Genomic DNA, 19,276 nt, shown 5'->3' with positions numbered 1-19,276 from the left:
CACCCCCGCCCCTCGGTCCGGTCACGGCACCCGGCGGTACGGGGTCGTGGCACCGCCACCGTACGGACCGGCCACGACACTTCGCCGGCACCTGACCACAGCACCGCCGCCGAACGGGCGGATCACGCCACCCCGGCGACGCCGGGTCACATCACGGGCGTCGCACGGGCCGGTCGCAGCAGCTCGGCGGCGCGGAGTCACGGCACCACCATCGAACGGACCGGTCGCATCGTCTCGCCGGCGCGGAGTCGCGACACCGCCGTCGAACGGGCGGATCACGCCACCCCGGTGACGCCGGGTCACGACACGGGCGTCGCACGGGCCGGTCACGGCACCCCGGCGACGCCGGGTCACGGCACCGCCGCCGAACGGACCGGTCGCAGCATCTCGACGACGCCGCGTCACGGCACCGCCGCCGTACGGGGCGGTCACGGCGTCACCTGGCCGCCGTCGTCGTGTGCGGGGCAGGAGCCGCGTACGGGGCAGTTGCGGCAGTGGTCGTCGCGGCGGGCCTCGAAGACCGGGCTGGCCATGCCCTCGGCGACGCGGTCGACGAGCTTGCGCGGCCACTGCGGGTCCTCGTCGGCCGACGGCGGAGGCTGGGTCTGGACGCGCACCCGGGCCGCGTAGGACGCCTTGCCGACCTGAATGAGCTCGGCCCCGCCCGGCTCGATCAGGCCCTTGTCGGCGAACGCGCCGAGCATGACCGCCAGCTGGTACACGCCGAGCTGCGGGTGGCGGGCCAGGTCGTCCTCGCGTACGACGGCGCTGGAGGTCTTGATGTCGACGATCCAGGCGTTGCCGTCGCCGTCGCGCTCGGCCCGGTCGATCCGGCCGCGGATCTCGACCCGGCCCAGGTCGATGCTGAACGGCTCCTCGATCGAGACCAGCTCGCGGGCGTCGGCGCGTTCGTGCCAGGCCATGAACTTGGCGACCATCTCCTCGGCCTGTCTCCGCTGTTTCTCGGAGTACCAGACGCTGCGGAAGTCCAGGTCGTCCCAGATCTCGTCGAGCCGCTTGGCGATGTCGATGTCGTTCACGTTCTCGTCGGTGCCGACGAGCTCGGCGACCGCGTGGATGACCCGGCCCATCGTCGCGAACTCCCCCGCGCCGCCGTCCTCCGCGCCCACGCAGGAGGCGAGCAGCCAGCGCAGCCCGCACTTCTCGAACGTGTCGACCTGCGACGGCGAGAGCACGAGCTTCTCGTCCTCGCGGAAGGCGGGGCCGGGGTCGGACAGCTCCGTCAGGGCGTACCAGTCGCGCGGGTCGGCGCCCTGCACCCCGGCGCGCGCGAGGCGGGCGAGGTGCCCGGCCGCGGCCCGGCGCAGCGGGGCGGGCGTCTTCGGGTCGCTGACCGCGGAGCGCAGGTCCGCGACGAGGGCCCGCAGGGACAGCCAGCGCGTGCGCTCGTCGAGCTGGGCGTGCTCGGCGGCGTCGGGGACCAGCTCCCGCATGAACCGCGACGGCCGGTCCTCGGTGTCCTCTCCGCCGACGGCGGTCACGATGAGGCGGTGCCGGGCCCGGGTCACCGCGACGTAGAACAGCCGCCGCTCCTCCTCCATCATCTTGGCGGCGAGCGACGCCCCTGCTTCCACCCCCGTGGCTGCGCCCCACCACCCCCCGGTGTTATCGGGGTCGGTGAGGCCGGTCGCGGCCTCGATGAGCTCCTCGCTGCCCAGCAGCGAGCCGCGCAGTCGCAGGTCGGGCCAGACGCCCTCCTGCACGCCGGCGACGATGACGAGGTCCCATTCGAGCCCTTTGGAGCGGTGCGCGGTGAGGATGCGCACCGCCTCGCCCTGGGGCGCCTGCTCGGCCAGGCTGTCGCCGGGGATCTCCTGCGAGGCCAGGTCGTCGAGGAAGACCTCCGGGCCCGCCTGCGGCAGCCGGTCGGTGAATCGCGCGGCCATGTCGAACAGCGCGACCACGGCGTCGAGGTCCCGGTCGGCCGCCGCGCCCCGGGCACCGCCCCGGACGCTCTGCTCGAGGAGCCGGTCGGCGAGGCCGCTCTCCTGCCACACCGCCCACAGCACGTCCTCGGCCCCGCCGCCGCCCCGGACGGTCTCGCGGGCGAGGGCGATGAGCCGGGCGACCCGTTCGGCCGGCTCACGGACCTTCGGGTTGATGAGCAGCAGCTCGCGGGTGTCGTTCAGCGCCCGGACGAGCAGCCCGTCGCCGGTGTCCTCACCGGACAGGGAGTTCAGGTCGCGCAGGGCGCGGCGGAGCCGGCGCAGGCCCAGGGCGTCCGCGCCACCCAATGGGCCGACCACGAGCTCCTCGGCGGCCTCCTCGTCGAGCAGCGCGGGCCGCAGGGCCGCCCGCAGCAGCACGATGAACGGCCGCGCGCCGGGCTCGTTGATCAGCGGCACCTCGTCGCCGGCCACGACGACGGGCACGCCGGCGGCGGCCAGGGCGCGGCGCAGCGGCGGCACCTGGCGTACCGCGGACCGTACGAGGACCGCCATCCGCGACCAGGGGACGTTCTCCAGGAGGTGGGCGCGGCGGAGCTCGTCGGCGACCAGCGCGGCCTCCTGGCTGGCGCTGTCGGCCTCGACGACCCGGACCGCCCGCTCGTCCGCGGCCTCGTCGTCGGCGGCCTCGGCCGGCAGCAGCTCCCGGTGCTCGCCGGCCAGCGCGCCGAGCGGCAGCCGGGCGGCCACCCGCCGAGACGCCTCCAGGATCACCGGGCCCATCCGGCGGCAGGTCCGCAGCGAGACGACCGGCGCCTCCTCCCCCGTCACCGTACGGAACCGCTGGGGGAACTCCAGGATGCCGCGCACGTCCGCGCCCCGGAAGCCGTAGATCGACTGGTCGGGGTCGCCGACGGCGATGAGGTCCCGCCCGCCCCCGGCCAGCTGCTGGAGGAGGTACTCCTGCGCCGGGTCGGTGTCCTGGTACTCGTCGACCAGGATGACGTCGTACGCCGCGCGCTCCCGCCGTCGTACGTCCTCGTCGGTGAGCAGCCCGGCGGCGGCCCGGACCAGCTCCGCGTAGTCGTAGGCGATGATCGGGTCGACGTCGAAGCGCTGTTCGTACCGGTGCAGGAACCGCCCGGACGCGTACCAGTCGTCCCGGTGGTGGCCGCGCCCCAGCGTGACCAGGTCGGACGGCCCGAGACCGCGCTCGGCGGCGCGCAGGATGAAGTCCCGCAGCTCCTCGGCGAACCCCCGTGTCTTCAGCGTCTCGTGCAGGCGCGCCGGCCAGTCCCGCGCGCCGTCGGCGACCTCGCCGCCGAGCAGCCGGCGGACCTCGAGGAGGTGCTCCGGGCCGGACAGCAGCCGCGGTGGCTCATCGCCGTCCAGGGCGGCCTGGCGGCGCAACAGCGCGAACGCGTAGGAGTGGAAGGTCAGCGCCAGCGGCGTCCGGGTGGTGCGCCGCAGCCGGCCCGTCATGCGCTCCCGCAGCTCCCCCGCCGCCTTGCGCCCGAACGTCAGGACCAGCACGCGCTCCGGGTCGACCCCGCGGTTCTCGATACGGTCGACGACGGTCTCGACGATCGTGGTCGTCTTGCCGGTGCCCGGCCCGGCCAGCACGAGCAGCGGCCCGTCGGCGTGCGCGACGACCCGCCGCTGGTGCTCGTCGAGCACCGGGGGCGGCGACTGCGCGGGACCCGCGCGGCGCACGAGGCGATAGGACGCTGCTGACACATATGTGATTGCAGCAGATCATCGGGGGTGATCGTGACAGGGTTGCGGCATGTCGCGCATGTGGCCGCGCTCCCGGCCCGTCGCCGACCCCGTTCCCGGGACGGCGCTTGCCTGCGAGACCCTGGGGCGGGGAGACGGGTTCCGCCGGCGGTCCGGCGGACGGAGGGGGTGTCACCGATGATCCTCTTGGTCGCGCTCATCCTGGCGCTGGCCTGGTACTTCCTGTGCTGGCTGAGCCTGCTGGGGGACGGTCCGCGCCGGGCCGTGGCCCGCCTGTCCCCGTACACGCGATGGCTGCACGCCTGGATCCTGTCGGCGCCGGCGACGTTCACCTACATCGCGATCTTCACGGCGTTCACGCTCGTGCAGCAGACGACCCCGCCGCGCCTGATCGACGTGCTCACCCGCGTGAACAGCACCAGCCTGTCCCGCCTGCGCCACACCCCGATGTCGGTGCTCGCCGACAGCGCCCTGTGGGTCGCGAACCGCGGTGCGGGACTCTCGCTGTACGTCCTGGTATTCGCCACCGTGGTCGCCTGGGCCGAACGACGGTACGGCCCGCCGCGCATCATCCTCATCTGCATTTCCGGCCACGTCCTCGGCACCCTGCTCACCGCCCTGGTGGAGCTCCACGCGATCGAGTCGGGGCGGGCGCCGCATCGGCTGGCCCACACCACCGATGTGGGGGTCAGCTACATGATGGTGGCGGGCTGCGTCGCGGCGGTGCTGCTCATGCGCGGCTGGTGGCTCGTCGCCGGCATCACGGCGCTGGCCATCGGAGTGGTCTGGCCGGTGATCTCCAACCACACCATCTGGGCCCTCGGCCACCTGCTCGCCACCCTGTGCGGGCTCCTCGTCGCCGCCCTCGCGGTGTTCCTCGGCGGCGTCAGATCACCCCGCGACCTCCGCCCCTGCCTGCGGGAGCCGGCCGCCGTCACCACCGAGTGATCGGGTCAGTCACGTCGAGGGCAGGCCCACCCGGTCGGGAACGACCTTCGGGAGGCCGCGCAGCCACCCGGGAACATCCGCGGGCCACCAGCGGCCCGCGGACAGGTGCGCCAGCGCGTCGCTCACCGCGGTGACGGACGCGTCGGCCGGGACCACCCGGCTCGGCGCCGCGCCCGCGAGCACGCCCAGCCACCAGTGCCGCCGGGTCGGCGACATCGCCTGGGGGTCGAGGACCATGTAGTAGTCCGGCAGCAGCAGCCGCTCGGCGGCCAGGCCGCTCACCGTGGACTCGATGGCGACCTCGAGACCGCCGTGCGGAGCGGCCTGATCGAAGAAGTCCACCCACGCGTCGCGGACCTCGGCGAGCGGATCGGCGTCGTGCACGACATACGTCGTCCCGGCGCCGGAGATGGCCTGGGCCAGCTCGGCGGGTGAACGGTCCCCCGCGACGAGGGCGCGTACGTTGTGCAGGGCCGCGAGCCCGGACACGACCTTGTCCGCGCCCTCCCCCGCGACCACGACCACAGTGCTGCTCGTCCGCCGCATACGCCGGATTTTAGGGGGTGCCCGGTGGATCTTCGTCCGGCTGCGCCACGAACAAGATCCACCGGACACCCCAAAGGCGTGTGTCCGGTGGACGGCTCCGGGTAGATCGCTCGATGGTGGAAGTTCTCAACGTGTGAGGTGGACGATGGTCGACCTGGCCGCGATCGAGGCGGAACGGGCGCGGATCCGCGAGGCGTACCTGCACGCCGACCGGGCGGCCAGTGCGGCGTCCGGCGTGCATCACGTCGCGCTGCTGTCCTCGGACGTCGAAACAACCGTCCGCTTCTACCAGGAGATCCTGGGGTTCCCGCTGACGGAGGTCATCGAGAACCGCGACTACCAGGGCTCGACCCATTTCTTCTTCGACCTGGGCAACGGCAATCTGCTGGCCTTCTTCGACTTCCCCGGCCTCGACCTCGGCCCGTACGCCGAGGTGCTGGGCGGCCTGCACCACCTCGCCATCTCCGTCGACCGCCCCACGTGGGAACGCCTCCGCGACAGGCTCGACGCCGCCGGCGTCCCGTACCAGGCCGAGAGCGGCTCGTCCCTCTACCTCCGCGATCCCGACGGCGCCCGCATCGAACTGCTAGCCGACCCTTTGGGCGAGATGTACGGCACCAAGGTCTTGTAACCGCCGACCGGACGCGAGCAGCCGGTCCTGGCTTCGTTCCCACCTTTGCCGTCGCCGCGGTCACCTCGCCGTCGGCATCGACTCATTGCCGTCGGTGTAGCCCCCACGCGGCCCGTTTCGACGGGATTGTGACGGCAACACCGACGGCAGAGCCCGCCGGCGCGGGTGGCTGCCGGGCCGGGACCGGGTGGTCGTCCACATTTCCGTTCCTCCGCCCCCCCGGAGCCTTCTGTCCGGGGTGATGCTGCGGAGGTGCGTGAGGAACTGGCGGCGCTGGCCGCGGCACAGGGTGGGGTGTTCACCCGGCGGCAGGCGCTCGCGGTCGGGTACGGCCCGCGGGCGATCCGCGATCGGCTCACCTCCGGCATCTGGCTCGGTCGCCGGCGTGGCGTCTACGTGACGAGGGCCCGCTGGGAGGCCGCCGACTCCATCGGCCGACACACCATCGACGTCGCGGCGGCGATCCTGTCGTTCCGCCGGCAGGACGCCGCCGGAAGTCACCATTCCGCCGCCAGGATCCACGGCATCGAGATGGTGGAAGCACCGCTCGACGTCGTCAGTTTGACCCGGCCGCCAGACGCGCCCGGCCGGGGCGAGACCAGAGGCATCCAAGTCGAGCGCTGTGGCCTTCCGCCCGATCACCTGCGGCTCGTGCGGGGAGTCCGGTTGACGACACCTGCGCGGACGGTGGTGGACCTGGCGCGCACACTGCGGTTCCGCGAGGGAGTCGTCGTCGCGGACTCGGCGCTCTTCCTTGGCCGGGCCACCAAGGAGGGGCTTGGCCGCATCGTTGGGGACTGCGGGCGGTGGCCGGGGATCGAGCGGGCCAGAGCCGTTCTCGACTTCGCGAATCCCCGCGCACGGAGCCCGTTCGAGTCGATCACCCGGGTGATGTTCGCCGAGCAGGGGCTGCCGCCGCCCGAGGTCGGTGTCCTGGTCGGCGAGGACGATGAGATCTTCACCGAGGTCGACTTCCTCTGGGCGGACACCCGCACGATCGCCGAGGCCGACGGCCTGCTGACGTACACCGCTCCGGACAGGTTGCGGGCGGAGAAGCTCAAGCAGGAACGCCTCGAGGAGATGGGCTTCACGGTCGTACGCCTCACCTGGCGGCAGGTCACCGAACACCCGCAGGAATGCGCCGCCCGTATCCGCCGCGCCTTCGCTCGAAGCACCGCGCGCATCGAACGGTCCCGACCCGGCCGGTGACGCGCGGTCTCAGATCTCCGCGCCGCGATCATCGGTCGGCTCTCCCTGGTGAGCGGGCCGCCGTCGTCGCCGCGGCCGGTCAAGCCGCCTCCGACGCGGCGCGTGGTTCCAGGGACGCCGCCTCGCACCCCCGGCGCGTCCGGCGTCCCCTCGGTCCGCGACCTACGCGGCGGCGACCCCGCTGTCACCGTGTTTTCGCTTGCGACGCGGACGGCCGTCAGCGGCCGTCCACCATTGCCACATTGCCGTCGACATGGACACCTCGCCGCCGGTAGCGACCGGATATTGCCCGGTTGCTCCGCATTGCGACGTCAAGAACGACGGCGAGGTGATGGTCGTACGGGGCCGTGGTGGCGGGCTGAGCGAGTCCGAGCGTGAGGAACTGGCCCAGCCGCGGGGCTGAAGGCCGACATGGCGCGTCTCGGTCAACACCGTGGCGGCGCGGATGGCCGCCGCCCCCAGCGGCGCAGGTCGCTGACCCGCCGGGGGCGATGGCCGGCCGCGCCGGATGTCTTACCAGGCCGTCGTAGCCAGCGCGGCCGTCAGCCGTGGGGCGACCAGGTGTGCCTCGGCCAAGCCGGCGATGTGGTCCAGCCCCTCGAACTCGATGACCTCGAACCCGGCCTGACGCAGTTCTACGGAACGGTCGCGGACGCGGCGTGCGATGGCACTGCCTCCCACGTAGTCATACATCCGGCATCCGGGTTCGCCGTCTGCGGAGCCGTACCAGACGATCTTTGGCCCCTTGAGGGCCGCCAGAACCTCGGCATCATCACGATTAGCCCATTCCCGGTACATCAAGATGCCCAGGTGATGCTCGTCCGCCTTGTCCTGCAGCCCGGCCTGCATCAGGGCCGTGCGGGCACCCTCGACATAGCCGAGCCAGTAGTCCGCTCCTGCCAGCAGCGGGAAACCACCGACCATGAGGCCGACCGCCCGATCAGTGGCGCCCACCAGGAAACCCGCCAGCGCGGCCATGCCGGAGTACCCGGCCAGCACGAAATCACCCACGTCCGCTGCGTCCGCCACGGCATGTAAGTCAGCGATCTCGACGTCCGTAGGGAAGCGGTCCCATTTCGTCGGCTCCCACGGGCCGCCTGCCTCGTTCTCGGGTTCCATCACGCCGACGACCTGCCGGGGTTTGTAGCGCACCACCCGATACCCACTTGTCGCCAGCGCGTCCGCGAGCGTGACGTGCTCGCTGCGCATCCTCGACGGGAAGATGACGGCCGGACCGTCGCCCTTCACCTCGTACCACAGCGTGAAACCGTCACGGGTAACTGTGACCGCCATGACGCCCCTGTCTCTCGATCTCCATGCCGTAGCCAGACTCCCAACGCACCGGCCGTTGATCATCGAAGACACCCCGAGGTGGATGGGCTGACTCAGGCCACAAGCGGTCATGCGCTCACCCCTGCCCGCCGGGGGCTGGAGGGCACCTTTCGGAACCGCGGTCTGGGGCGGTACGTCTTAGTTGCGCATTTATTCCGTTTCCAGCTTTGTGCAGGAGTGTCGGTGGCCGGTTCGAAAAAGATTCCGCGGCCCTCCGGACGCGTCAGCCGTCCGAAGGCGATCGTGGCAGCGGTGGTGCTCCTCGTCGTCGCGGTGCCGACGCTCAACGGCTTCTTCGGGTCGTTCGAGCGCACCTCCGGGGGCGAGGTGGCGGTCGTCCGCAACGGCGGGATGTTCGACAACAACAAGATCCGCCAGATCGTCGACCCGGGGTCGGGCCTGACGTGGATCGGGTGGTGGTCGCACATGCACAAGTACCCGGCGCAGCAGCGGTTCTACACGATCACCTCCGACTCGGGACGCGGGGACCGTACGGGCGTGGACGTCGTGACGGTGCCCAGCAGCGACGGCGTCAACATGGGGATCGAGGGCACGCTCTACTTCACGCTGAACCTCGACCACGCGACGCTGCGGAAGTTCGACGACAAGTTCGGCACCCGGAAGTTCACCGGCGCGGACGGGAAGGCCCGCTACGCCTATGACGGCGATCAGGGATGGTCGGCGTTCCTCGACCAGATCATCCGGCCCGTGATCGAGAACGACCTGCGCACCCAGGTGAACAGCTTCCGCTGTGCCGAGCTGGTGTCCTCCTGCGCGCTCGTGCAGAACAACTCGGGCGGCAAGCAGCAGCAGACGTCTCTCAAGGCGCAGAGCAACAACGCCAACATCGCCAAGGTGCAGGACGCGATCAACACGAGCCTGGAGCAGGATCTGCAGCAGACCCTCGGGTTCCCCTTCCTGACCAACCTGCACTTCAACCTGGCGCGCATCACGCTGCCCGCCTCGGTGCAGCAGGCCGTGGACAGCGCGCAGGCGGCGTTCGCGAAGGTGACCGAGTCGCAGGCGCAGGTCGCGCAGGCCCGCGCGGAGGCGGAGGCCAACCGGGCCCGCCAGGACGGTTACAACAAGTGCCCGACGTGCGCCGACATCGAGAAGCTGAAGGCGCTGCCCAAGGGCATCACGGTGTACGCCCCGGGGAACAACCGGGTGGCGATCCCGACCGGATAGGAGGCTCATGATGCGCGTCCTGGCACTCCCCGTCGTGCTTCTGCTCGCGGTCCTGCTGGCCGCGCTTCTCATCGCCGCGTTCCGCCGGCCCGAGCCGGATCGGGGACCGGACTGGGAGCCCGCGACGGAACTGCGGGACGGCGTCACCGTCGTGCTCGTCCGGCACGTCGCCGGCGGGCGGGAGCTGGGCCGTCAGGTCGTCGCCGAGATCCCGGCGGACGCCCCCGATTGGGAGACGCGCTACCACGAGGCCATGGCGGCCGCCCGATCCCGGGCGGCCGCCCTGCACAGCGAGGCCGACTGAGCACGGACGTCATCGACCTCGACGTCGGCGGTCACCACGCGGGTGAACGCCTGCACCGGGGAGTCGTAGCGCAGGTCATGAGGGCCAACAGTGGCTTTGCGTCGGCGCACGACGCCGCAGAGGCGCGTCGGGCTGTCAACGGGCGATCGAGATGGCGAAGGGCGCGAATCCGCTGGATCGGATCACGTGCGGTACGAAGAGGATCATGGCCTCGGCGGCCCGCGCCGTCTCGATCCCGCCGAGGTCCGTGATCCACTCCTGGCGCCAGCCGAGGTCCGTGAGAAGCTCGCGGACGACCTGCTTGGCCTCCGGATCCTTGCCGGAGAGGAACGCGGTCGGCGTCTGGGCGAGCGTGGCGGGCGCGGTCATCACCGGGTAGAGCATCGTGTTGAGCGTCTTGACGACGCGCGTGTCGGGGAGCGCGTCCTGGAGTTGCTCCGCGAGGCTTGATCCGGGATAGAGCAGGTCGGCGGGCAGTCCGTCCGGTCCGTCGACGGTGGCGTTGGAGACATCCACGAGGATCTTGCCTTGCAGTTCCTCGCGCAGCGCGCCGAGCCGCTCCAGCGAGCCGGCACCCGGCGTGGCGTTGATGACGATCTGCGCTGTCCGGGCGGCGTCGGCGGCAGAACCCGGCGAGCGGTCCGCCACGGTCACCTCGTGCCCCGCCCGGGTGAGAGCCGTGGCCAGGCTGCCGCCGACGCGGCCGTTGCCGAGGACGGTGATCTTGGTCATGCTGCGTCAGTCCTTCTGGTGCGTGTGGTCGTCGTGGGTGGTCATCGGGAGAGTGTGGCGACGGCGTCGGCATGCACGCCGGGCGCGGTGGCCAGGAAGCTCTCGCTCCGCGGGGTCCAGAGATGGCCCTCGGCGTCGGAGATCCGTCCGCCGGCCTCGGCGACGAGCAGTGCCCCGGGAAGCAGGTCCGCACGGGCCCCGGCGAACTGCCAGAAGGCGTCGATCCGGCCCGCGGCCACGTTCAGCAGGTGCAGGGTGGCGGGCACAGAGGTGCGCACCACGAGCGCGTCGAGGAGCATCGCGGTGATCGAGGAGCCGATGCGCCGCACGACCTTCTCGTCCTCGTCCGGCCTGGCCTGGCTCGTGGCCACGAGGCCCAGGCCGAGGTCGGCGGTCTGGGACACGTGCAGCGGCCAGCCGTCGAGGTGGGCGCCGGCGCCGGCGAGCGCGGTGTAGGTCTCGCCGGTCAACGGCAGGTGGACCGCGGTGAGCACCGGCTGGTTCTCGCGTACGAGGGTGGCGGTCACCGCCCACTCCGGCAGGCCGTGCAGGTGGTTGACGTTGCCCTCTGCCGGATCCACGACCCACCATTCGCCGGGGGGCAGGGCCCCGCCGGCGAGCTCCTCGTCCACCCAGCGGGCGTCCGGGCGCAGGGGTGCGAGGCGGGGGCGCAGGATGTCGAGGGCGACGGCGTCGTTGGCGGCGAGGGCACGCATCAGCTCTTCGCGGGTCTGGTGGTGGGCCACGTCGCCGAAGCGCTCCCGCAGCGCCGAACCCGCCGCGCGTACGGCGTTCGTGGTCTGCGCGAGCAGGTCGGCATCGGACGCGGCGGCTGCGGCGATACCGGGGTTCTGAATCGACTCGGGCATGGCGGTACTCCCATCTGAGCTGGGGGGATGTGGCCGAACTACGGGAAGCCGCGGGCCTTTTCGCACCCGCGTCTCGACGGTAGGAGGACCCACCATTAACTTCAAGTGCATGTAAAGCATGCCTAGCATGACTCTCATGCAATTGGATTTGAATCTGCTCGCCGCGCTCGACGCTCTCCTGGAGGAGGGCAGCGTGGCCGGAGCGGCCGAGCGCCTGCACGTCACCGCCCCCGCGATGAGCCGGAGCCTCGGCCGGATCCGGCGCACGACGGGCGACCAGATTCTGGTGCGCACAGGGCGCACGATGACTCCGACGCCGTACGCGATCGCCGTCCGGGAACAGGTGCACGACCTGCTGCAGCAGGTCCAGGGCGTGCTGGCGCCGAGCCGGGAACTCGACCTGACGACACTCGAGCGCACCTTCACACTCCGCTGGCACGACGCACTCGTCGCCCACAGCGGGCCCCCGCTTCTCGCGGCCGTGCGCGAACAGGCGCCGGGGGTGCGTCTGCGCTTCATCGCGGAGTCGAGCATCGACACCCCCGAGCTGCGTCGCGGCGAGGTCGACCTCGCCGCGAACGCGGACCGCCCGACCGCACCCGAGATTCGCGCCGATCGGGTGGCCGAGAGCCATCACGTCGTCGTCGTACGGCGGGGCCACCCGCTCACCCGTGTCACGACCGTCACCGCCGTGCGGTACGCCGCCGCCGAGCACATCACCGTCTCACGGCGCGGAAGGCTTCACAGCGCCCTCGACGACGCCCTCCAACGCCTCGGCTTCACCCGACGTGTGGTGGCGACCGCACCCACCGAAGCGGCCGCGCTCGAGTTCGTGAGGGGCTCCGACCTCCTCGTCACAGCCCCCGAGTCCACGACGCGCTCGGTGGCCGCGGATCTCGGTCTGGCCCTGCTCCCACTGCCGCTCGACCTTCCGCCGGCCCCGGTGTTCCTGTCATGGCACCAGCGCTATGACACCGACCCCGCACACGTCTGGCTACGCGACCTGGCGCGAACCGCGTTGGCCGAAATATAAGGTACGGTACGTACCGTACCTTGTTTTCGCATGTGAGGGAGTACTCCCATGTCCATCGACGTCGTCATCGTCGGCGGCGGTCCCACCGGGCTGATGGCCGCCTGTGAGCTGAGTCTGGCCGGGGTCCGTCCGGTGGTGCTGGAGGTCCTGCCGGAGCCCAGCACGGAGCCGAAGGCGAACGGGCTGCTCGGCCAGGTGGTGCGGATGATCGACCACCGCGGCCTGTACGAGCCGCTGTCGGGGCGGCCGGGACCGCCGCGACCGAGCCCCGCCTTCATGTTCGCCGCGCTGCCCCTGGATCTGAGCGTGCTGGAAGATCACTCGGTCTACGGCCTGCCGGTGACGCAGCACCGCCTCGTGCAGGTGCTCGAGAAACGCGCCGCCGAACTCGGCGTGGACATCCGGCGCGGGCACCGGCTCGTCGGACTGGCGCAGGACGACGACGCGGTCACCGCCGACGTGGCGGGCCCGGGCGGGACCTACCAGGTGCGGGCCCGGTACCTGGTCGGCGCGGACGGAGCGCACAGCGCGACCCGCAAGCTGGCCGGCATCGACTTCCCCGGCATCACCTACGACCGGGTGACCACGCGGACGGCCCACGCCACCGTTCCGGACGCGTGGGTGGATCCGGCGACCGGCGGCCTCGACATCCCCGGCCACGGCGCGGTCCCGCCGTTCCTGGCCCACCGGACCGACCACGGGACGTTCTCCTACGCGCCCTTCCCCGGGCACCCGCCTCTGGTGAGCACCGCGGAATGGGACCGGCCGGAGCACGACGATCCGATGAGCCTCGACGAGTTGCGCACGAGCATCCGCCGCGTCCTGGGCGTCGACGTGCCGCTCGCCGCGCCCGCCGGTCCGGGGCCGCACGTGCTGCGACGGTTGAACGGCGGTCACAATCGCGTCGCCACCCGTTTCCGCGACCGGGGCGTCTTCCTCGCCGGCGACGCCGCGCACATCAACACCTCCGGTGGCTCGGGGCTCAACCTCGGCCTGCAGGACGCGGTCGACCTCGCCTGGAAGCTCGCCGCCGAACTCCGCGGCGGGGCCCCGGAGGGGCTCCTGGGCACGTACGAGACCGAACGGCGTCCCGCGTGCGAACGCATGATCACGGCCGGTCAGGCCCAGGGCGCGCTGACCGCCCCGGGCGACGACGTCACGGCACTGCGCGGGCTGTTCGCCGAACTGCTGGGCGACCCCGGCGCCGTGGGCCGCGTCGCCGGTCTCATCGCCGGCGACGACCTGGCGTACGACATGGGCGATACGGCACCCCACCCGCTCGTGGGCCGGCTCGCTCCCGACCTCGACGTGCACACCCCCGATGGGACGGTGCGGCTCGCCGAGCTGACCAGGACCGCGCGCCCCCTGCTGGTGGACCTGACCGAACACGCGTCGGCGGCCCGGACCCTGGCGCACCGGCGGCCCCGGATCGACATCGTCACCGGCTCTCCTTCGGGCCCCCACGCCGGCGTCACCGTGCTGCTGCTGCGGCCGGACTGCCATGTGGCGTGGGCGTCGGAGTCCGCCGATCTCGACTCCGAGGAGAGGAACGCGCTGGACGCCGCCGCAGAGCGGTGGTTCGGCGCCGCCGAGCCCAGCGACCTCTCGCCCGCGACGCCCACCCGTTGATCGAGCGCGGGCGGTCAGTCCGCCTCGGCGGGCTCGCCGGTCCAGCGGGCGAGGCGCATGTCGACGCGGGTGTCGCGCAGCGGCGTGCCCTCGGCGCGGTAGTGCTTCAGGGCACGCTGTTCGTGGCCGGGCAGGAATGAGCCGTCGGCCCGGATGACGCGCCACCAGGGCACGCCGCCGCCCCACAGGGCCATCACGCGGCCGACCTGCCGTGGTCCGCCCTCGCCCAGGAACTCGGCGATGTCGCCGTACGTCATGACGCGGCCGGGCGGGATGCGCTCGACGACGTCGAGGACGCGTTCGGCGAATTCGGTGGGGTCACCGTGCACCGTCGGCCTCCGACTGCTGCCGGGCCCGTACGCGCCGGACGTACAGCACGGTGGTCGCCAGGGCCCCGGCGAACCCGAAGATCGCGGCGATGCCGATCCAGCCGCCCAGGATGACCAGGCCGGGGGGATGCCGCTCGACCTGCACCGGCTGCGTCGGCCCGTCGTCGAACCGGCCGGTCTTGGTGCCTCCGGTGACCTGGTAGCCCTGCAGCCGGTCCGCGGCGGTCAGCGCCGCCGCGGCGTTGACCTCGCCGAAGCCGACCGACGCGTCGTACCCGGCGGCCGGGCGGCCCTTGGTGCTCGCGGTGATCGCCTGGGCGACCAGCGCGGGCGGCAGGTCGTGGTAGCGCGACCGGATCAGCGCGACGACGCCCGAGACGAGCGCTCCCGCCTGGCTCGTGCCCTCGCCGATCCAGTAGCTGTTGCCGGGGCCGGCGCCGACGACGTCGGCCCCCGGCGCCGCGACCTGGACGCTCGCGTTGCGGTCGGAGAACTTCGCCGGGACGCCACGCCGCGTCATCGCCGCCACCGCGATCACGCCGGGGAACGCGGCGGGGTAGGACAGCCGGGTGAACCCGTCCTTGTCGGTCTTGCGGTCGCCGTCATTGCCGGCCGAGGCGACCACGACGACGCCCTTGGAGATCGCGTAGGCGATGGCGGAGCGCTCCTCGCGGCCGGCGCTCGGCCCGCCGAGGGACATGTTGATCACGTCGGCGCCGTGATCCGCCGCGTAGCGGATCGCCTTGGGCAGCGCCGCGCGGTACTCCGGGCTGTCGCGGAACGACTTGTAGCCCTTCTCGCTCGGGTCGGCGATGACCCGCAGGGAGAGCAGGCGCGACTCGGGGGCCACCCCGATCACCCCGGCGTTCGAGCCGTGCCCGTGCCCGGCGATCAGGGAGGCCATCCAGGTGCCGTGGAGCCGGCCCGGGTCGGGCGCCACGTCGCTGATGAAGTCGGGGCCCGCGTTCACGGTGCCGGTGAGGTCGTGGTGGGACCCGTCGACGCCGGTGTCGAGGACGGCGACGGTGACGCCCTTGCCCTTGGTCGTCTGCCAGGCCTGCGGCGCGCCGAGGGCGTCGAGCACCCACTGCTCGCGGTCGCGTACGGAGTCGGCGCGCCCCGTGGCGGGGAGCAGGGCCACCGTCAGCGCCACGGCGGCCGCCGCCGCGGCCCTCAGCACTTCCACTCTCGTTTCTCGGAGCAGTCCGGCTGGACGGGGAGCGCGAGGGCGCCGGCGATGTTGCGGCCGATCTCCGGCGCGAGCAGGAACCAGCCGGTGTGCGGTTTGCGGACGGCCGCGACGGGCCGGCCGTCGGTCTGCCCGGCCACCGTGAGCACGGCGTACGGCCCGGCCCGGCCCGTAGCGGCGAACTGCCGCGCGGGGTCGTCGAACCGGGCGGCGATCGTCCGCGGGAACGCCAGGGCGTGCAGGAACGGACCCGGCTTGCCGGGGTCCGGCGGCGCGAGGGCCTCGTCGGCCAGGCCGGCGGCCCGCTCGTCGTCCAGCGCGGCGATCCCCACGGTGAGGATGATGCCCTGCATCTCGTCGACGTAGGTGGCCCGCAGCAGCGCGCGGCAGCCGTACTTGGCGAGGACGGCGGCGGGGGCGGCGTCGATGCCGGTGGCGCATCCCGTCTCGGGGGCGATGCCGACCCGGCTCGCGTGCTCGATCCCGCCCTGTTCGGAGGTGTACGGGACGGAGGCCGGGAAGATCTTCTCGGCCGACCAGGTGCGCCAGCGGTTCCGGACCTCCTCGCCGGCCGCGCGGTACAGCTCCCACTGGGTCGGCTTGCGGTGGAACTCCCAGTAGACCCGGGCGGTGGAGAGGACTCCGACGACGAGATAGCCGACCGTCGTCACCACCGCCACCACCAGCCACAGGCGGCGACGGGCGTACCAGGGCACCGGTTCGGGCGGAGGCTCGTCCGGCCCGTGCCATGCCCCCCATCCGCCGGGCCCGGTCGTCGGCCAGCTCGGATCGGAGGTTCGCGCCATATCTGAAAAGGTTACTGGCCCATCCCTCGCATCTGGTCAGAACCGAGGCGTGGGTGGCCCAGTGAGGCCAAGGGGAACATCCCGACGGCGCTCCGCCTGGGCGTTCCACCGGCCGGAGATCGGCGTGGTCCGCAGGCGGCGTCGCCGCCTGCGGACCGGCTCACCGGGCGGTGCCGCCCGGTTGTGGATCAGTACGTCGGCTTGGCCGGCTCGATCTGGTTGACCCAGGCCAGCACCCCGCCGCCGAGGTGGACGGCGTCGGAGAAGCCGGCGTCCTTGACGATCGCGAGGCACTCGGCGCTGCGGGCGCCGGACTTGCAGTGCAGCACGATCCGCTTGTCCTGGGGCAGCCGCTCGAGAGCCGCGCCGGACAGGAACTCACCCTTCGGGATGAGCGTGGCGCCGGGGATGTTGACGATCTCGTACTCGTTCGGCTCACGGACGTCGACCAGGAAGATGTCGCCCGTGTCGAGCAGGCCCTTCAGCTCGGTCGCCGTGATCGTGGAGTCCTTGACCGCGTCCGCGGCCTCGTCGGAGATCGCGCCGCAGAACGCCTCGTAGTCCTCGAGGAGCTCGGTGATCGTGGGGTTCTTGCCGCACAGCGGGCACTCGGGGTCCTTGCGGACCTTGACGCTCCGGTAGGTCATCTCCAGGGCGTCGTAGATCATCAGGCGCCCGACGAGCGGCTCGCCGATCCCGGCGATCAGCTTGATCGCCTCGTTCACCTGGATCGAGCCGATCGACGCGCACAGCACGCCCAGCACGCCGCCCTCGGCGCACGACGGCACCATGCCGGGCGGCGGCGGCTCGGGGTAGAGGCAGCGGTAGCACGGCCCGTGCTCGGCCCAGAAGACCGACGCCTGACCGTCGAACCGGTAGATCGAGCCCCAGACGTACGGCTTGCCGAGCAGCACGGCCGCGTCGTTGACCATGTAGCGCGTGGCGAAGTTGTCGGTGCCGTCGACGATCAGGTCGTAGCCGCTGAAGATGTCCATGACGTTGTCGTTGGACAGCGCCTCGTTGTGGACGATCACGTTGATCAGCGGGTTGATCTCGCGGACCGAGGCGGCGGCCGACTCGGCCTTGGGCCGGCCGACGTCGGACTGCCCGTGGATGATCTGGCGCTGCAGGTTGGACTCGTCGACGACGTCGAAGTCGATGATGCCGAGGGTGCCCACGCCGGCGGCGGCGAGGTAGAGCAGGGCCGGGGAGCCGAGACCACCCGCGCCCACGCACAGCACCTTGGCGTTCTTCAGCCGCTTTTGCCCGGCCATCCCGACGTCCGGGATGATCAGGTGACGCGAGTAGCGCCGGACCTCGTCGACGGAGAGCTCGCTCGCGGGCTCTACCAGGGGTGGCAACGACACGGTTGTCTCCTGCGCGTGCTGGGTTTCGGTGCGGACGCCGTCGTCCTGAACTGATGACAACTCTGTCATGCCCGTCCGCATTCCCGCGGAACGGCCGAACCCGGATCAGCCCGCGGCGATGTCGGGCAGGCGCAGGTGGGCGTCGTCCAGCAGCGCCCGGAACTCCCGCGCCACGGCCTCGGGGCGCTCCACCTGCGCGAGGTGGCCGACGTCGGGCAGCACGACCACACGGGAGCGCTTGAACACCCGGCCCGCGCGGGCCGCCATGCGCGGGTCGACGAGCCGGTCGTGCCGACCGTAGATCACCAGTGTCGGCGCGAGGACGCGCGCGGCGTAGCGCCACAGCGAGCGCCGCATGTACGCGGTGACGATGCCGCGCGACGACGCGAGCAGCGCCTCGGCGTGGTGGGGCAGCCCGTCCCGGTGGCGTACGTCCTCGACGAGCTCCATCACCCGGTCGGGATGCAGGCTGGTCGGGTCGGCGAAGCACATGTCCAGCGTGCCCTGCACCCGCTGCTCGGCGGGCAGCGCGGCCAGCCGCCGGACCGCCCACGGCCCCACTCCGGGCATGGTGGCGGCCAGGATCCGCGCGGGACCGGACCTCGGCCTCAGGTCGGGCAGCGCGGGCGAGATCAGGGTGAGGGTGCGCACCAGGTCGGGGCGGGTGCCCGCGAGACGGGTCGCGATGGCCCCGCCGAGGGAGTTCCCGAACAGGTGGACCGGTCCGCGGCCGCGTTTCTCGATCAGTCGCGCGACGGTGAGCGTGTGGGCATCGACGGAGTAGTCGCGGTCGGGCGGCGGCGGCGAGTTCCCGAATCCGGGCAGGTCGACGGCGTCTCCGGCGACCTCGTCGGACAACAGCCCCATCAGGTCGGTCCAGTTGGCCGAGGAGCCCGCCAGTCCGTGCACGAACAGGCCCGGCTCGGCGTCGTCGCGGCCGGGCGTCGCCGTACGCACGAAAACTTCGCGGTCGCCCAGCCGGAACAGCTCACCCGGCCACTTCGGGATCGGTGTGGTCATCCCTGCACGCGGCGTGGAGCCTCCGGCCGTAGGTCGGAGAGGAGCCGCCGCTGCCTCCTCTCTTCTGCCCTCCTGCGCGAGGAGTAGAAATCTCCCGTCCAGCGACGGGAGAAGGTCAAATCACTGTGAACGATACCCGCGGCCGATCGGGGCCCTCGCCCGAGTTGACCGGATCTTAAGGAACGAGACCCCGCACCGTGCTCGGTGCGGGGCCTCGTGAGCGTTGCGATATCGGGCCTGGTGAGCGTCCTGGCTCGGGACCCGGTGAGCGCTGCGCCACCGAACCTGCGTGAGCCTTCTCACTACGGCACCCGGCGAACGTCACGCTCGGGCTCGGGCTCACTACGGCACCCGGCGAGCGTCGCGGTCGGGATCGACCTCACTGCGACGCCCGGCGAACGTCACGCTCGGGCTCGGGCTCGGGCTCACTGCGGCGCCTGGCGAGCGTCGCGGCTGGGCTCGGCGGTCGGGCTCGCGAGCGACCTCACTGCCGGGCCCGG

17 protein-coding genes are annotated in these 19,276 nt (G+C 72.1%); 7 read left to right on the top strand and 10 right to left on the bottom strand.

The window, feature by feature from the left end; all coding sequences use genetic code 11:
* Window positions 1-428: 428 nt before the first annotated feature.
* Window positions 429-3,644: an ATP-dependent helicase gene (locus ACQP2O_RS08855; protein ID WP_433181647.1), complete on the bottom strand. Its 3,216-nt coding sequence runs from the start codon at window positions 3,642-3,644 to the stop codon at window positions 429-431.
* A 177-nt stretch (window positions 3,645-3,821) separates the two neighbouring features.
* Here ACQP2O_RS08855 and ACQP2O_RS08850 point away from each other — a divergent pair, with 177 nt between their 5' ends.
* On the top strand, window positions 3,822-4,592 hold the full coding sequence (locus tag ACQP2O_RS08850) for a rhomboid-like protein (protein WP_433181645.1): 771 nt from the start codon (window positions 3,822-3,824) through the stop codon (window positions 4,590-4,592).
* Window positions 4,593-4,601: 9 nt separating this feature from the next.
* Here the strand turns inward: ACQP2O_RS08850 and ACQP2O_RS08845 are convergent, their stop codons facing one another.
* On the bottom strand, window positions 4,602-5,138 hold the full coding sequence (locus ACQP2O_RS08845) for a hypothetical protein (RefSeq protein WP_433181643.1): 537 nt from the start codon (window positions 5,136-5,138) through the stop codon (window positions 4,602-4,604).
* Between the two features lie 145 nt (window positions 5,139-5,283).
* Here ACQP2O_RS08845 and ACQP2O_RS08840 point away from each other — a divergent pair, with 145 nt between their 5' ends.
* Together ACQP2O_RS08840 and ACQP2O_RS08835 are read left to right on the top strand one after the other, a co-directional pair.
* Window positions 5,284-5,769 carry a VOC family protein gene (locus ACQP2O_RS08840; RefSeq protein ID WP_433181641.1) on the top strand — a complete coding sequence of 162 codons (486 nt, stop codon included), beginning with the start codon at window positions 5,284-5,286 and terminating at the stop codon, window positions 5,767-5,769.
* A 252-nt stretch (window positions 5,770-6,021) separates the two neighbouring features.
* Complete coding sequence (locus ACQP2O_RS08835; RefSeq protein ID WP_433181639.1) at window positions 6,022-6,978, top strand: type IV toxin-antitoxin system AbiEi family antitoxin domain-containing protein; 957 nt, start codon at window positions 6,022-6,024, stop codon at window positions 6,976-6,978.
* 513 nt (window positions 6,979-7,491) lie between these two features.
* Here the strand turns inward: ACQP2O_RS08835 and ACQP2O_RS08830 are convergent.
* The gene (locus ACQP2O_RS08830) at window positions 7,492-8,271 is read right to left on the bottom strand and encodes an alpha/beta fold hydrolase (protein WP_433181637.1); all 780 of its coding nucleotides are present in this window, start codon (window positions 8,269-8,271) and stop codon (window positions 7,492-7,494) included.
* A gap of 222 nt (window positions 8,272-8,493) precedes the next feature.
* On the opposite strand from ACQP2O_RS08830, the gene ACQP2O_RS08825 reads away from it, so the two are divergent.
* Entirely contained in the window at window positions 8,494-9,498 is a 1,005-nt protein-coding gene (locus tag ACQP2O_RS08825) for an SPFH domain-containing protein (RefSeq protein ID WP_433181635.1), read from the top strand.
* A 7-nt stretch (window positions 9,499-9,505) separates the two neighbouring features.
* Complete coding sequence (locus ACQP2O_RS08820) at window positions 9,506-9,802, top strand: hypothetical protein (RefSeq protein ID WP_433181633.1); 297 nt, start codon at window positions 9,506-9,508, stop codon at window positions 9,800-9,802.
* Window positions 9,803-9,937: 135 nt separating this feature from the next.
* Here the strand turns inward: ACQP2O_RS08820 and ACQP2O_RS08815 are convergent, their stop codons facing one another.
* Both ACQP2O_RS08815 and ACQP2O_RS08810 read right to left on the bottom strand, forming a co-directional pair.
* Window positions 9,938-10,534, bottom strand: a complete 597-nt coding sequence (locus ACQP2O_RS08815) for an NADPH-dependent F420 reductase (protein WP_433181632.1) — start codon at window positions 10,532-10,534, stop codon at window positions 9,938-9,940.
* A 41-nt stretch (window positions 10,535-10,575) separates the two neighbouring features.
* Window positions 10,576-11,403, bottom strand: a complete 828-nt coding sequence (locus ACQP2O_RS08810) for an inositol monophosphatase family protein (protein ID WP_433181630.1) — start codon at window positions 11,401-11,403, stop codon at window positions 10,576-10,578.
* Between the two features lie 136 nt (window positions 11,404-11,539).
* Between ACQP2O_RS08810 and ACQP2O_RS08805 the strand changes: the two genes are divergently transcribed.
* Both ACQP2O_RS08805 and ACQP2O_RS08800 read left to right on the top strand, forming a co-directional pair.
* A complete protein-coding gene (locus ACQP2O_RS08805; protein WP_433181628.1) occupies window positions 11,540-12,436 on the top strand; it encodes a LysR family transcriptional regulator in 897 nt (298 codons plus the stop codon).
* A 48-nt stretch (window positions 12,437-12,484) separates the two neighbouring features.
* Window positions 12,485-14,065 (top strand): FAD-dependent monooxygenase, encoded by a 1,581-nt coding sequence (locus tag ACQP2O_RS08800; RefSeq protein WP_433181627.1) that lies wholly within the window; start codon window positions 12,485-12,487, stop codon window positions 14,063-14,065.
* 14 nt (window positions 14,066-14,079) lie between these two features.
* Here ACQP2O_RS08800 and ACQP2O_RS08795 read toward each other — a convergent pair whose 3' ends face one another.
* The 5 genes from ACQP2O_RS08795 to ACQP2O_RS08775 all read right to left on the bottom strand — a co-directional run bounded on the left by ACQP2O_RS08795 (window position 14,080) and on the right by ACQP2O_RS08775 (window position 18,776).
* Window positions 14,080-14,394, bottom strand: a complete 315-nt coding sequence (locus ACQP2O_RS08795) for an MGMT family protein (protein ID WP_433181625.1) — start codon at window positions 14,392-14,394, stop codon at window positions 14,080-14,082.
* Window positions 14,384-15,580 carry a S8 family serine peptidase gene (locus ACQP2O_RS08790; protein WP_433181624.1) on the bottom strand — a complete coding sequence of 399 codons (1,197 nt, stop codon included), beginning with the start codon at window positions 15,578-15,580 and terminating at the stop codon, window positions 14,384-14,386. The genes ACQP2O_RS08795 and ACQP2O_RS08790 overlap by 11 nt, the downstream gene beginning before the upstream one ends.
* Window positions 15,568-16,389 carry a hypothetical protein gene (locus ACQP2O_RS08785; protein WP_433181622.1) on the bottom strand — a complete coding sequence of 274 codons (822 nt, stop codon included), beginning with the start codon at window positions 16,387-16,389 and terminating at the stop codon, window positions 15,568-15,570. The genes ACQP2O_RS08790 and ACQP2O_RS08785 overlap by 13 nt, the downstream gene beginning before the upstream one ends.
* A gap of 188 nt (window positions 16,390-16,577) precedes the next feature.
* Window positions 16,578-17,756: an adenylyltransferase/sulfurtransferase MoeZ gene (moeZ, locus tag ACQP2O_RS08780; RefSeq protein ID WP_433181620.1), complete on the bottom strand. Its 1,179-nt coding sequence runs from the start codon at window positions 17,754-17,756 to the stop codon at window positions 16,578-16,580.
* Window positions 17,757-17,861: 105 nt separating this feature from the next.
* Window positions 17,862-18,776, bottom strand: a complete 915-nt coding sequence (locus tag ACQP2O_RS08775; RefSeq protein ID WP_433181618.1) for an alpha/beta fold hydrolase — start codon at window positions 18,774-18,776, stop codon at window positions 17,862-17,864.
* Between the last annotated feature and the right edge of the window lie 500 nt (window positions 18,777-19,276).

Origin of the sequence: Actinoallomurus sp. CA-150999, from assembly GCF_050942425.1 — a bacterium.
GTDB lineage: Bacteria > Actinomycetota > Actinomycetes > Streptosporangiales > Streptosporangiaceae > Actinoallomurus.
This window is presented reverse-complemented; position numbering and strand designations above follow the sequence as displayed.